Genomic DNA, 13,711 nt, shown 5'->3' with positions numbered 1-13,711 from the left:
AGCCGGGGCGATCAGCGGGAGCGCGGGACGCTCGTGACGAAGAGGGCGACGACAGGCTCGTCGCCGACGAGCCGCCAGCGGTCGCGGGCGCCCGCGGGGAAGCGGATGAAGTCGCCCGGCCCCAGCGCGTAGGTGCCGGCGCCGAGCACGTCCACCTCGAGGCGCCCTGAGACCAGATACAGGCCGCTCTCGCCGGGCGACTCGAACCACTCGGCGATGTACTCGTCAGGACCGAAGGCGTACTCGACGACCTCGAGCGCCGAGCTCTCACGCAGCAGCAGCGCACGCCCGAGCGCGGCGTCGTCCCGCTCCGCGACGGGGATGCGGCGCCCCTCCCCGGCGCGGACGACATCGACCTCGTCGGCCCCCACGGCCGGCAGCAGGTCGCCGGGGCGCACCCCGAGCGCACGGGCGAGGCGGTAGACCGACGCCATCGACGGGGCGCTCGCTCCGCGCTCGATCTGGCTCAGAAACGGCTGGCTCATCCCCGCCGCGGCGGCCAGTTCGCGGGTCGAGAGTCCGGCCGCATCCCGCAGTCGCCGGATTTCGGCACCGATGACCGAGCCGAGATCGGCATCGAGAGAGGGATCGCTCAATTTACGCTCCGGAAACGTTAGCCGAATGCTCTCGTCATCGCATCCGTCGAATATGAATGCTGTCAGTTATCACCGAGGGCGTCTCCCTCAGTTTAGAAGTACGAGGAGCCCATGAGCGCAACGGCCGAGATCGAGCGGATCGTGCGCGGCCTGCCCAAGGTCAGCCTCCACTGCCACCTCATCGGCTCGGTGCAGGCGACGACGCTCGTCGAGCTGGCGGCCAAGCACGGCGTCACGCTCGACGGCGGACGCACCGCCGAGAACCTCTTCGACCACGCCAGCTATGAAGACCTCGACGAGTTCCTCCGCGTGCTGGATGTGGCGGGCTCCGTCATCCGCGACGTCGACGACTTCCACCGCGTTACCTACGAGTCGCTGACGGCGGGAGGTGCGGCGCACAACGTGCTCTACCGTGAGATCTTCCTCAGCCCTCCCGGCCACCCCGGCATCGGGTACCGCACGATCATCGACGGCGTCCGCGCCGGAATGCGCGACGCCGAGACCGACACCGGAATCCGCAGCAATCTCATCGTCGGCCTCAACCGCAACGACACCCCAGGGGCCGCCACCGAGCTGGTCGAGACGATGATCGCCAACCCCTACGACGAGGTCATCGGGATCGGGCTCGACTACTCCGAGATGATCGGGCCGCCGGAGAAGTTCTGGAAAGCCTTCCGGCTCGCCGGCGAGGCCGGTCTGCAGCGCACCGCGCACTCCGAATCGGGGCCGCCGCACAACATCGAGACCATCCTCGACCTGCTCGGATGCAGCCGCGTCGACCACGGCTACCACGTTGTCGACGACCCCGACATCACACGTCGGTGCGTCGAGGAGCGCATCCCCTTCACCTGCACCCCCGTCTCGAGCGACATCGGCCGCTACTCCGGCAGCGGCGACGGCAGTCACCTCCGCATCAAGCAGATGGTGGATGCGGGACTGCTCGTGACCATCGACTCCGACGACCCGCCGATGTTCGGCACCGATCCCACCAACGACTACCGCGCCCTCGCTCACGCGCTCGGGTACGGCCTCGAGACCCTCGCCTCCTTCACCGACAACGCGATCGAGGCGAGCTGGCTCGACGCGGACAGCAAACGCGACCTGCGCCAGCGCGCCGACCGCATGGTCGCCGACCTCGCCGCGCCGCTCATGAAGACCCCCTGACCCACCCCATCCACCACCAGGAGCACCCATGTCACGCAGCCACCGATCCCGCCTGGGAGTCGCCCTCGCGGGCCTCGTCGTCTCGGCCGCCGCCCTCACCGCCTGCGCCGGCGGGTCGGGGGAGCCGGCCGCATCCGGATCGTCCGACGGGGCCGGTCTCGGCGACGTCACCCTCCAGCTCAGCTGGATTCTCAACGAGGAGTTCGCCGGCGAGTACTTCGCCGACTCGAAGGGCTACTACGAAGAGGCGGGCCTCGGAAAGGTGCAGCTGATCCCCGGCCCCTCGACCGGCGTCGCGGAGCTGCTCAGCGGCACGACCGACATCGCGATCAACGACGCCGTGTCGGCCGGCACGGCGGTGGCCACCGAGGGCGCGCCGATCAAGATCATCGGCGCCACGCTGCAGAAGAACCCCTTCACCATCCTGTCGCTGGCCGACGGGGGCAACATCGTGAAGCCCGCCGACATGATCGGCAAGCGCATCGGCGTGCAGGACTCCAACCGGGCGCTCTTCTCGGCGCTTCTCGCGGCGAACGACATCGACCCCTCCCAGGTCGACATCGTCCCCGTGCAGTACGACCCGGCGCCGCTGACCAACGGTGAGGTCGACGGCTTCACGGCTTACCTCACGAACGAGGCCATCACGGTCGAGATGGCCGGGTTCAAGACGGCCAACCTGCCGCTCGCCGAGAACGGCCTGCCGTTCGTCGCGGAGACGTTCTCGGTCACCGACGACACCCTGAAGAACCGGCGCGACATGCTCAAGGCCTTCCTCGTCGCCGAGATCCGCGGGTGGACCGACGCTCTCGCCGACCCCGACGAGGGCGCGCGTCTCGCGAAGGAGGTCTACGGCACCGACCTGAACCTCGATCCCGCCAAGACGATCGCCGGACTGTTGGCCACGAACGCGCTCATTACCACGGACGAGACCGCCGAGAACGGCCTGTTCACCATCTCCGACGCCCTGCAGAAGCAGACGATCGCCAGCCTCGCCGGGGCCGGCATCACGCTGGAGGCGTCCGACCTGTTCGACATGAGCCTGCTCGACGAGGTCTACAAGGAGAACCCCGACCTCATCGCGTACGCCGGCTGAGTCATCCACGGCACGCCCCGCATCCCCCACCGGATGCGGGGCGTGCCGCGTTCCGGCGCCACGCGCGCGAAACATCGCAGTGTTAGCGTCACCAACATCCGTGTCGTCCGCCCCGAACCGAACAGGAGTCCCATGAGCCTGCTGATCACGCACGCCCGCCTCATCACCGTGCCCGCCGGCACCGAGGACGCCGGCTACATCGAGGACGGGTGGATGCTCGTCGAGGACGGACGGATCGCGGCCCTCGGGTCGGGACTTCCCACGGTCACCGCCGACGAGGTTCTCGACGTCGACGGCGCGTTCGTCGCCCCCGGGTTCGTGTCGAGCCACTCGCACCTGTTCACGAGCGGACTACGCGGTCTGGGCGTGGGCGAGACGCTCTACGGATGGTGCGACTCGATGCTCGGGATGACCTCCGCGGCGACGCCGGAGGACATCTACTGGTCGACCCTGCACGGCGCCCTCGACTTCCTCGGCAACGGCGTCACCACCGCCTACAACTTCACCGACCCGCTGCAGGCATGGGAGTCGATGGTCGACGGCAAGCGCGTCGGCAACGCCGCGATGCGCGGACTCGAGTACCACACCCGTCAGGCCGACGGCTGCCTCGACGCCGGCATCCGCTTCGTCGACGCCATCGGCATGGATGCGACCGTCGGCAGCGACGAGGAGATCTTCGACCGGTTCGCCGCCGAGGTCGCCCACTCGCGCGCGATGGACCCCGCGTTCGCGCTGGGCGCATCGATCATGGGTCAGGTGCAGTGGTCGCCGCGACCGGATGCGGCCGAGGTCGAGGTGGAGGCGATGCGCCGCTTCGGGGTGACCAACCAGGCCCACTTCCTCGAGTCGCCCGAGGCCGTGCCGCTGCAGCAGTCGAAGTTCGCGATGTACCGGGATGCGGGAGCCCTCGGCCCGGGCATGATGTTCGGCCACTTCATCCAGACCACGCCCGAGATCATCGAGCAGACCGCGGCCGGCGGCGCGTCGATGTCGTGGCAGCCCGCATCCAACGGACGCCTCGCGTCCGGGGTCGCTCTCGTGCCGGAGATGCTGGCGATGGGGATGAAGGTCGGGATGGGACTCGACGATCAGGCCTGCACCGACGTTTCCGACCCGTGGCAGAACATGCGGGCGGGCATCTTCATGCAGCGCGCCCGCACGAAGGATCCGCTGTCGATGATGCCCGAGCGCGTCCTGCGCCTGCACACCCTGGGGGGAGCTGCGATCCTGGGCGTCGACGACCGCGTCGGCAGCCTCGAGGTCGGCAAGTTCGCCGATTTCGTCGTGGTCGACCCCCGCAAGCCCGATGTCGGACCGCTCTGGCATCCCGTGCGCAGCTACGTCCTGTCGATGACGCCCCGCAACCTCAAACGGGTCTACGTGGGCGGCCGCCTCGTCAGCGAGGAGGGCGTCTCCACGAACCCGCTCGCGCCGGAGGCGACCATCCGCGTGCACGAGGACCTGCCGCGCGTGGCCGAGCGACTGGGTCGGCACCCCGCCTGAGCTCGCGAACGACGAAGGGGGCCGGGATGACCCGGCCCCCTTCGTCGTGCGATCCGTCAGCGCGCGGCGCCCGCGAGCGTGCCGGTGACCTGACCTGCCGTGTCGACGACGAGGCAGGAGACCAGACGGTCGTTGCCCTGGTCCCAGCTCTGCTGGGTGGGCGCGAAGTAGGAGAACTCCAGCGCGGACTCCTCGTAGGCGATGCCGACGAAGTTCGAGAACTCGTTGTAACAGCCCTCCTCAGCAGCGGAGTACACCTCGTCCTTGCCGGGGTACTCGCCGTCCGGCAGCGAGAACTCGTAGTAGACCTCGGTGTCGTGCGGGTCGCTGCAGGGCACGACCGGGACGTCGGTGACCTCTTCGCTGGACGTGTTGTTCATGCAGTCGCCCACGGAGAGCGTGAAGACGTCGGCCTTGCCGGCGTCGGTGATCTCGCCCGTGTCCGAGTCGCGCACCGCCTCGGGGCCGCCCCCGAGGTCGCTGATCTGGAAACAGCCGCCGAGGAACAGGGCGGCCCCCATGACGGCGGTGGCGGTAAGGAGGCGGGAGGTACGCATGGCACTCGCTTTCGGGCGCGCTCGGACGGCGGTGCCGCCAGAGGAGGCTGAAGGGACGTGTTCGCTGTGGTGAACGGCCGCCAGGCTATCGGTCCACGCGTGCGCGCATGAGCCTCTTGACGCGGACCTGTGGATAGGTCAGGTGTAACGGTGCGGAAACACGAGCGCCAGTGTTCGTGAAATCTACATCGCTTAGCGTCGAACTCGTCACGCAGACCGCTGCCGCCGGGATGAACCCGAGCACGGGAGGCGCCGGCATCCCAACCACCCGAAGTGCACCACCCGACAAACCGGGAGACAGCTTATGTCCCGCTTCACCGCACGCCGCACGCGCGTCGCCGTGTCCATCGCCGCCGTCGCTCTCTCGGCCCTCGCGCTCAGCGCGTGTGCCGGATCCAGCGACCCCGCATCCTCGTCGTCCTCCGGCGGGGACGCCGCGGGTCTGGGCGACACCACGATCCAGCTCAGCTGGATCAAGAACGAGGAGTTCTGCGGCGAGTTCTTCGCCGACTCCAAGGGCTACTACACGGACGCGGGCTTCAGCAGCGCCACGCTCGTGCCCGGGCCCTCCACGAGCGCCACCGAGCTGATCGCCGGATCCGCCGACTTCGGTCTCAGCGACGCCGTTGCCATCGGCTCCGTCGTGGCGAGCGAGGGCGCGCCGCTGAAGATCATCGGCACGACATACCAGAAGAACCCGTTCACGATCCTCTCGCTGAAGGACGGCGGCAACATCGCCACGGTCGCCGACCTCAAGGGCAAGAAGATCGGTGTGCAGGACCCGAACACGTCGCTGTTCAACGCGTTCCTCGCCGCCAACGGGCTGACCACGTCCGACGTCACGGTCGTCCCGGTGCAGTACGACCCGGCGCCCCTCACGAACGGCGAGGTGGACGGCTTCGTCTCCTACCTGACCAACGAGGCGATCATCGTCGCGAACGAGGGCTACGAGACGGTCAACCTGCCCTTCGCCGACAACAACCTCGCGTTCCCGGCCGAGACCTTCGTCGCAACCGACGACATGATCAAGAACAACCCGGAGAAGGTCAAGGCGTTCCTGAAGGCCGAGATCCAGGGATGGACCGACGCGATCGCCGACCCCGCCGAGTGTGCGCGTCTCGCCTACGAGGACTACGGCAAGGACCTCAACCTCGACCCGAAGAACTCCGAGGCCGGTGCCGCCGCCCAGCTGAGTGACCTCGTCGTCTCCGACGAGACCGCCGAGAACGGCCTGTTCACGATCTCCGACGACCTCAAGGACGCCACGATCAAGAGCCTGTCGGAGGCCGGCATCGACGTGACCGCCGACCAGCTGTTCGACACCTCGCTGCTCGAGGAGCTCTACAGCGAGAACCCCGACCTGGTCAAGTACGCAGGTTGACACCGCGAGGGCGCCCGTACGCGGGCGCCCTCGTACTCCCCTCCCCCCGTCGGTGACCCACCGACCCCGAGCGAAAGCAGCCATCGACGTGACCCAGACTGTCGTCGAGACCGGCGCGACCGATGCCGCGCTCGGCACCGGCCTCCAGATCACCGGCCTGAACAAGGTTTTCACCACCGGCCGCAAGTCGGTCGTCGCCCTTCAGGACACGAACCTCCACACCGACCAGGGCACGTTCCTGTCGTTGCTCGGACCGTCGGGGTGCGGGAAGTCGACCATCCTCCGGATCCTCGCGGGCCTCGAGCAGCCCACGAGCGGCACGACCCGCGTCGACGGTAAGAGCCCCAAGGAGATGCGTCGCGAGAACAAGCTCGGCATCGCCTTCCAGGACTCGGCGCTGCTTCCGTGGCGCAGCGTCTACGCCAACATCCGTCTGCCGTTCGAGATCGCGGGCAAGAGCCCCGACAAGGCGTACATCGACGAGATGATCGCGCTCGTCGGGCTCCGCGGCTTCGAGAAGGCCAAGCCGGCGCAGCTGTCGGGCGGGATGCGGCAGCGCGTGTCGATCGCGCGCTCGCTCATCATGCGCCCCGAGGTCCTGCTGTTCGACGAGCCCTTCGGCGCTCTCGACGACATGACCCGCCAGAAGCTCAACCTCGAGCTGCTGCGGATCTGGACGGAGAAACCGGCGACCACGCTGCTGGTGACGCACGGCATCTCCGAGGCCATCTTCCTCTCGGACCAGGTCGCCGTGATGAGCCCGCGCCCCGGCCGCATCAAGGAGGTCATGACGATCGATCTGCCTCGGCCGCGCCTGCCCGAGATGATGCGCAGCCCGGAGTTCCACTCCTACGTCGATCAGGCCTCGGAGCTCCTGTTCGGAGCGGGAGGGGCCGCGGCTGATGACGACCACTGACGCGTCGCCGAAGGGCAGAGCGGTCCAGTGGGAGGACGTCCGCCTCCCCGCATGGGTCATCGGAATCATGGGCGGGATCGCCCTCGTCGCCTTCTGGTGGCTGATCTCGACGATCTTCCTCAACCCCTCGGGCCGGCAGATCATCCCGAGTCCGCCCGACGTCATCGGGGCCTACATCACGACCGGCTGGGACTACTTCGCCCGCAACTTCTCGGTGACCCTGGTCGAAGCCGGCATCGGATACCTCTGGGGGAACGGTCTCGCTCTCGCGCTCGCGTTCATCGTTCTGCTCGTTCCGCGGTTCGAGGGCGTGGCCATGCAGTTCGCGATCCTCACCTACTGCGTGCCGATCGTTGCAATCGGCATGCTCGCCGTCGTGCTGTTCCCCGTTCCGAAGGCGGGCGAACCCAGCGGTACGGCGGTCTTCCTGGCAGCTCTGTCGGTCTTCTTCACGACCGTCGTCGGAGCGCTGCTCGGGCTCAAATCGGCCGACCGGTCGAGCCTGGACCTCATCACCGTCTACGGCGGCAGCAAGCTGACGCAGCTGCGCAAGGTGCGGCTCATCGCGGCACTTCCCGCCATCCTCAATGCGCTGCAGATCGCCGTCCCTGCCGCCTTCCTCGGCGCCGTGCTCGGTGAGTTCTTCGGCAAGATCGAGGCCGGGGTGGGCTTGGCGATGATCCTCGCGCAGCAGAACTCCGACGCGCCCCTCGTCTGGGCACTCGCCCTCGCCTCCGGCGCCGTGGCACTCGCAGGCTTCGCCCTCGTCGGACTCGTCGCCCGCCTCATCGCGCCCTGGTCGAAGGGAGCCCAGAAGTGACCACAATGATGACTGCTCAGCCGCCGATCGCGGGCCCGGGTTCCACACAGAAGCCCGATATCCAGGTGACAGTGCGCAAGCAGGTGGCGTCCGGTGCCCTGAAGGCGTTCGGCTGGGGAATGGTGACCTTCGTCGGCACCCTCGTGGGCGTGCTCGCCCTCTGGGTCGGTGTGCTGGCGATCCTCAACGTCTCGCCCATGATCGCCAAGGGCCCCATCGACGTGTGGAACTACCTCTTCACGCTGCCGGCAGCCGAGGCGAACCGTGAACTAATGTTCGGGAACCTGGCCGTCACGCTGGGGCACTCGCTCATCGGTTTCGTGTCGGGACTGGTCGTCGCGATTCTCGGCGCCAGCATCTTCCAGCTGAGCAAGGGGATCGAGCATGCGCTCATGCCGGTCGCGATGCTCCTGCGCTCGGTGCCCCTGATCGCGATGGCGCCGGTGATCATCATGATCTTCGGCCGCGACATCGCGACCGTGGCCGTCATCGGCGGGATCGTCGTGCTCTTCCCCGCCCTGGTGAACATCTCGTTCGGTCTCAAGTCCGCCTCCGCGCAGATGAACGACCTCGTCGAGGTCTACGGCGGTGGTTCGTGGGCCAAGCTGCGCAAGATCGCCATGCCGTCCTCGCTTCCGGCGTTCTTCGCCGCCGTGCGCATCTCGGTGCCCGGTGCGATCACGGGTGCGCTGCTCGCCGAGTGGCTCGCCGTCGGCGGCGGGATCGGCGGTTCGATCGCCGGCTACATCCCGCAGGCGCAGTTCAGCGCGCTCTGGACGTCCGTGGTGCTCGTCACGGTCGTCTCGCTCGTGCTGTACAACGTGATCCAGATCGTCGAGAACGTGGTGCTCGCCCGCATGGGCATGCGCGCCCAGACCGGTATCTGACCCCCCGCGGCGACTCGCGCCGCATCCGCCGATTCCAGGAAGATCTTCGGTATGACCGATCTCACCGCGTTCGCGCACGGCCTGCCCAAGGCAGAGCTCCACCTGCACCTCGAGGGCACCCTCGAGCCCGATCTCAAGTTCGCGCTCGCCGAGCGCAACGGCATCGAGCTCGCCGAGAAGACCGTCGACGAGGTGAAGGCCACCTACGACTTCACCGACCTCACGAGCTTCCTCGCGGTGTACTACCCGGCGATGCGGGTCCTGGTCACGGCCGACGACTTCCACGACCTCGCCTGGGCCTATCTCCAGCGGGCCGCGGCGCAGGGCGTCGTGCACGTCGAGATGTTCTTCGACCCGCAGGCCCACACCGGCCGCGGGGTGCCGTTCGCCGACGTGATCGGCGGCTATCGCCGTGCGGTGGTGCGCGCGGAGCGCGAGCTCGGTATCTCTGCCGAGCTCATCATGTGCTTCCTGCGCGACTACTCAGCCGAGTTCGCCTTCGCGACCCTCATGGAGGCGCTGCCCTACAAGCAGTGGATCCTTGGGATCGGGCTGGACTCCGACGAGCGCGGAAACCCGCCTCAGAAATTCGCCGAGGTCTTCGCTCGGGCGCGCGCCGAGGGCTTCCTGCTCACGATGCACTGCGACATCGACCAGCCCGGCTCGATCGACAACATCCGCGCGGTGCTCGATGAGATCCAGGTCGACCGCATCGACCACGGCACCAACATCGTCGAGGACCCGGCTCTCGTCGACCTCGCCATCGAGCGGGGGCTCGGCTTCACGACGTGCCCGGTCTCGAATTCCTTCGTGACCGAGCAGATGAAGGCGGACGAGATCGTGGGGCTGCTCCGTCGGGGTGCCAAGGTCACGCTGAACTCGGACGACCCCGCGTACTTCGGCGCCTATGTCGCAGACACCTACGTCGCTCTCGCCGAGCAGGCGGAGCTGACCGAGACCGACCTGGTCCAGTTCGCGATCAACTCGTTCGAGGCCTCCTGGCTGACGCCCGCCCGCCGCGCCGCCTACCTCGCGGCCGTCGCTGACTACGCGGCGCGCCACGGCGTCGCGATGCCCGCCGCATAACCTCGGACCATGACCGACCCTGTCGCCACGATCGCCGCGGACGAGGATGCGGCCGGGCAGCGTCTCGGTGCCCGCATCCGCGAGCTGCGGCAGGCGCGCGGACTCACACTCGTACGTCTGGCCGCGGCCACCGAGCTGTCGCATCCGTTCCTGAGCCAGCTGGAGCGCGGGCTCGCTCAGCCGAGCCTGGCGTCGCTGCGGCGTATCGCGGTGGCGCTGGAGACGAGTCCGATCGAGCTGATCGCGGCCTCCGACGAGCCGCGCGAGGCCGCATCCGCGATCGAGATCCAGCGCGCCGGCTCCGGCGCCGTGCCCGAGGGGTTCGCATCCGGCACGGCGCGGATGCTGGCGCACGACGCGCGCGCCTTCCACCCGGTCGAGGTGGTCGCCGACGCGCTCGTGCCCGGTGAGAGCTTCACCCACGAGGAGGAGGAGTTCCTCTATGTGGTGGCCGGCGGCATCCGGATCGAACTCGACGGCGAGGCGCACGATCTGACCGCCGGCGACTCGGTGCACTTCCCCGGGGGCGTCGTGCACCGCTGGTGGTCGCTGGACGGGAAGCCGTACCGGCTTCTCGTCGTCAAGAGCGCGGGCGTTCTCAGGCCCCGCACACCCGGAGGAACGCCGTGATCTCGTACGCCGACTACCTGCAGCTGCTGCCCAAGACGGAACTCCACTGCCACTTCGCCTCGACGATGACGGCGACGACCTTCATCGAGTTGGCCGCGCGCTACGGCGTGGAGCTGTGGGGCGACGACCCCGAGACGCTCTTCGACTTCGCCGACCTGCCCGAGTTCCTCGTCGCCTTCCGCGCCGCGCACGACGTGCTGCGCGAGCCGGCGGACTTCGAGCGGGTCGCCTGGGAGGGCGTGAGGGCCGCCGTCGCCGAGGGCAACCTGCGCTACCGCGAGTACTACGTGAACCCGCAGTACTTCGCCGCCCGCGGGATCGGCTACCGGGATGTGATGGACCCGATCATCGCGGGCCTGCGGCGCGCCGAGGCCGACTTCGGCGTCGGATTCCGCATCGTCGCCGCGATCAACCGGCGCGACAGCCCCGAGTCCGCGGTCGCGATGGTGCGCGAGGTGATCGAGCACGGCATCCCCGAGGTCGTGGGCATCGGTCAGGACGATCTGACGCCGGAGAACACCGAGGACCCCACTCGCTTCGCCGCCGCGTACCGGCTCGCCGCATCCGCCGGGCTGAAGCTGACGGCGCACGTCGGGGAGACTCCGACGGCGACACCGGATGCGGTGCGCGAGGCGATCGAGGTGCTGGGCTGCGACCGCCTGGACCACGGGTACCGCATCGTCGACGATGCGGCCGTGGTGGCGTTGGCCTTGGAGCGCGGCATCGGGTTCGCGACGACTCCCGTGTCGACGACGATCTGCTCGGGCTGGACGCTGGACGAGGGCCACCGCCTGCGCGCGATGATCGACGCGGGACTCACGGTGAGCGTATCGACCGACGACGCGATGTTCTTCCGCACCGACATCGGCAAGGAGTACCGCGAGGGGCTCGTGGCATTGGGCGTCGACGCGGCCACGGCGAAGCGAATCGCCCTCGCCGGCATCGACATCTCGTTCGCGGATGCGGCCACGAAGGCACGCCTGCGCGGCGAGTTCGAGGGCGCGTTCGTCGCCCTCGACGCTCTCCTCGAAGCCTGACTCGCGCCGCCGGCGGCTGCTGATCCTCCTGCTCACTGTTCGCCTGTCACAGATCGACGGCAGCCCGTCGATCTGTGACAGGCGAACAGGCCCGGGATCCGGTCAGGCGGCCGCGGGACGGCGACGGAAGTACGGGCTCGATGCCGGCAGGTACATCAGCACGGCTGCTGCGAGCGCGACCACGACGATGAGGATGTCCACGATGTTGCCCGTGGCGAAGGTGGGGAGCCCCGCCAGCACCGCGATGATGGCCAGGATGAGCAGCACGATGCGCGCCCAGTTGCGTCGGCGAAGTCGTAGCTTCCGTCCGCCAGCGCCGTGAGGATCGAGATCGCCGAGAGGGCGACGCTCGCGATCCACAGCCCGCGGGTCCCTCGAACCGGGTTCCCCTGTCACAGATCGAGGATCTCGGCGCGATCTGTGACAGGCGAACCGGGTGCAGGTCGGGGCGGGCCAGGGGTCAGCGGGCGGCGGCGACGAGTTCGGCGCCGCGCTCGGCGATCGCGACAGTGGGGGCCTGCGTGTTGCACGTGGGGATCGACGGCATCACCGACGCATCCGCCACCCAGAGCCCCTCGAGGCCTCTCACCCGCAGCGCAGGGTCCACGACCGCGAGCTCATCCGTGCCGATGCGCGCGGTGCCCGAGCAGTGGAAGAACGTGCCGATGTTCTCCCGCACGAACCGCACCTTATCGGCGGGCGGCATCCCCGCGGCCGGCGTGATCGGACCCTCCGCGAGGTCGGCGTAGGCGGATGCGGCGACGAGATCCTGCACGGCGTCCACGGCCTCGACCATCGCAGCGAGGTCGGTCGGATCGGCGAGATAGTTCGGATGGATGTCGGCGGCCGCATCCGGATCCGCCGAGCGCACCCGTACCCAGCCGACGCTCCGCGAGCGATACAGACCGGGGACCAGAGCGAAGACGCGCTCTCCCGACAGGTCGTGCCGCGCGTGCAGCGCCTCATCGCCGCGCGAGCCGTGCGCGACGACGGTGTGGAGGTCGGGCCCCGCCTCGGCGTGGGAGCTGCGCCAGTTGAGCATCGCGCCGCCGCCGTTGCCGATCACCGGACCGAGGTCGTGTCGGGCGCGGAAGTTCATGCCCAGGATCAGCGGGTGGTCCTGGAAGTTCTCGCCGACTCCGGGCAGATGGTGCGTCGCGCGGATGCCGGATGCGGCGAGCCGGCCGGCGTCCCCGATCCCCGAGAGCTGCAGCAGCCGCGGGGTGTCGAGCGCCCCGGCTGCCAGCACGATGCGCGCACCGGTGGTCTCCACGGCGACATCGCCGACCGTGTGCCTGACGCCCGTGACGCGGCCTGCGGCCAGCACGAGCGCGTGGACGCGGCTGTCGACCAGCACGTCGAGATTCGCTCGCTCGAGCGCGGGCTCGAGGTACGCTCGCGCCGTGCTCCAGCGCTCGAACGCGCCGTCGTCGGTCTGGATCGCGTTGTAGTCCGGGTAGGTCGCGCCCTCGTTGGACGCCGCATTCGCGTCGTCGATCACCGGAAGGCCGCGTTCTGCGGAGGCGGCGATGAGCGCGTGCGCGATCGGGTGCACGTGCGCGAGGGGGCCGACCCGCATGGGCCCCGCGAGCCCGCGGTAGGCGGGATCGCCGCCGGCGCGGGTCTCGGACCGGCGGAAGTACGGCAGCAGATCCTCGTAGCCCCAGCCGGCGGCGCCCGCATCCACCCACGCGTCGTAGTCCGCACGGTTGCCGCGGTACCAGAGCATGGCGTTCGTCGAGGACGAGCCCCCGAGCACCTTGCCGCGCGGCATCGCGAGCGAGCGACCGAGCACGTGCGGAGTGGGCGTCGACCGGTACCCGTGGTCGTACTCGCCGCCGATGAGGGCGTCCCAGTGGGCCGCGTCGAGGATCTCACGCACGCCGCGGTGGTCGCCGCCCGCTTCGATGAGGAGCACGCGGACCGCGGGATCCTCCGACAGGCGCCCCGCCAGCACGCATCCGGCCGCCCCACCGCCGACCACGATCTCGTCGTAGCCGGCGGCGGGGGTGCGCACGAGAGGCATCAGTGGCTCCCCGCG

Annotated in this window: 14 protein-coding genes; 10 read left to right on the top strand and 4 right to left on the bottom strand. The window is 69.0% G+C overall.

All coding sequences use genetic code 11. The annotated features are described in order from the left end of the window. Positions 1-11: 11 nt before the first annotated feature. Positions 12-596, bottom strand: a complete 585-nt coding sequence (locus ACYVJS_RS06940; protein ID WP_460739010.1) for a helix-turn-helix domain-containing protein — start codon at positions 594-596, stop codon at positions 12-14. Positions 597-707: 111 nt separating this feature from the next. On the opposite strand from ACYVJS_RS06940, the gene add (ACYVJS_RS06935) reads away from it, so the two are divergent. The 3 genes from add (ACYVJS_RS06935) (at position 708) to ACYVJS_RS06925 (ending at position 4,356) form a co-directional block, all read left to right on the top strand. After that, the gene (add, locus tag ACYVJS_RS06935; protein WP_460739008.1) at positions 708-1,760 is read left to right on the top strand and encodes an adenosine deaminase; all 1,053 of its coding nucleotides are present in this window, start codon (positions 708-710) and stop codon (positions 1,758-1,760) included. A 28-nt stretch (positions 1,761-1,788) separates the two neighbouring features. Next, entirely contained in the window at positions 1,789-2,853 is a 1,065-nt protein-coding gene (locus tag ACYVJS_RS06930; RefSeq protein ID WP_460739006.1) for an ABC transporter substrate-binding protein, read from the top strand. Positions 2,854-2,985: 132 nt separating this feature from the next. Beyond that, on the top strand, positions 2,986-4,356 hold the full coding sequence (locus tag ACYVJS_RS06925) for an amidohydrolase family protein (RefSeq protein ID WP_460739004.1): 1,371 nt from the start codon (positions 2,986-2,988) through the stop codon (positions 4,354-4,356). 56 nt (positions 4,357-4,412) lie between these two features. Here the strand turns inward: ACYVJS_RS06925 and ACYVJS_RS06920 are convergent, their stop codons facing one another. Further along, positions 4,413-4,913 (bottom strand): septum formation family protein, encoded by a 501-nt coding sequence (locus ACYVJS_RS06920; RefSeq protein ID WP_460739002.1) that lies wholly within the window; start codon positions 4,911-4,913, stop codon positions 4,413-4,415. Positions 4,914-5,217: 304 nt separating this feature from the next. On the opposite strand from ACYVJS_RS06920, the gene ACYVJS_RS06915 reads away from it, so the two are divergent. The 7 genes from ACYVJS_RS06915 to add (ACYVJS_RS06885) all read left to right on the top strand — a co-directional run bounded on the left by ACYVJS_RS06915 (position 5,218) and on the right by add (ACYVJS_RS06885) (position 11,670). Beyond that, positions 5,218-6,294, top strand: coding sequence for an ABC transporter substrate-binding protein (locus ACYVJS_RS06915; RefSeq protein ID WP_460739000.1), 1,077 nt, complete (start codon positions 5,218-5,220; stop codon positions 6,292-6,294). An 88-nt stretch (positions 6,295-6,382) separates the two neighbouring features. Beyond that, positions 6,383-7,210, top strand: a complete 828-nt coding sequence (locus tag ACYVJS_RS06910) for an ABC transporter ATP-binding protein (RefSeq protein ID WP_274286640.1) — start codon at positions 6,383-6,385, stop codon at positions 7,208-7,210. Next, complete coding sequence (locus tag ACYVJS_RS06905) at positions 7,197-8,030, top strand: ABC transporter permease (protein ID WP_137418381.1); 834 nt, start codon at positions 7,197-7,199, stop codon at positions 8,028-8,030. The genes ACYVJS_RS06910 and ACYVJS_RS06905 overlap by 14 nt, the downstream gene beginning before the upstream one ends. 5 nt (positions 8,031-8,035) lie before the next feature. After that, positions 8,036-8,917 carry an ABC transporter permease gene (locus tag ACYVJS_RS06900; protein ID WP_460739872.1) on the top strand — a complete coding sequence of 294 codons (882 nt, stop codon included), beginning with the start codon at positions 8,036-8,038 and terminating at the stop codon, positions 8,915-8,917. A gap of 51 nt (positions 8,918-8,968) precedes the next feature. Continuing rightward, entirely contained in the window at positions 8,969-10,003 is a 1,035-nt protein-coding gene (gene add / locus ACYVJS_RS06895; RefSeq protein WP_460738997.1) for an adenosine deaminase, read from the top strand. Between the two features lie 9 nt (positions 10,004-10,012). After that, the gene (locus ACYVJS_RS06890) at positions 10,013-10,633 is read left to right on the top strand and encodes a helix-turn-helix domain-containing protein (protein ID WP_460738995.1); all 621 of its coding nucleotides are present in this window, start codon (positions 10,013-10,015) and stop codon (positions 10,631-10,633) included. Then, positions 10,630-11,670: an adenosine deaminase gene (gene add / locus ACYVJS_RS06885; RefSeq protein WP_460738993.1), complete on the top strand. Its 1,041-nt coding sequence runs from the start codon at positions 10,630-10,632 to the stop codon at positions 11,668-11,670. The genes ACYVJS_RS06890 and add (ACYVJS_RS06885) overlap by 4 nt, the downstream gene beginning before the upstream one ends. A 102-nt stretch (positions 11,671-11,772) precedes the next feature. Here add (ACYVJS_RS06885) and ACYVJS_RS06880 read toward each other — a convergent pair whose 3' ends face one another. Further along, on the bottom strand, positions 11,773-12,030 hold the full coding sequence (locus ACYVJS_RS06880) for a hypothetical protein (protein WP_460738991.1): 258 nt from the start codon (positions 12,028-12,030) through the stop codon (positions 11,773-11,775). 100 nt (positions 12,031-12,130) lie between these two features. After that, complete coding sequence (locus tag ACYVJS_RS06875; RefSeq protein ID WP_460738989.1) at positions 12,131-13,696, bottom strand: GMC family oxidoreductase; 1,566 nt, start codon at positions 13,694-13,696, stop codon at positions 12,131-12,133. Positions 13,697-13,711: the final 15 nt, after the last annotated feature.

This window comes from Microbacterium neimengense (assembly GCF_054782995.1).
This window is presented reverse-complemented; position numbering and strand designations above follow the sequence as displayed.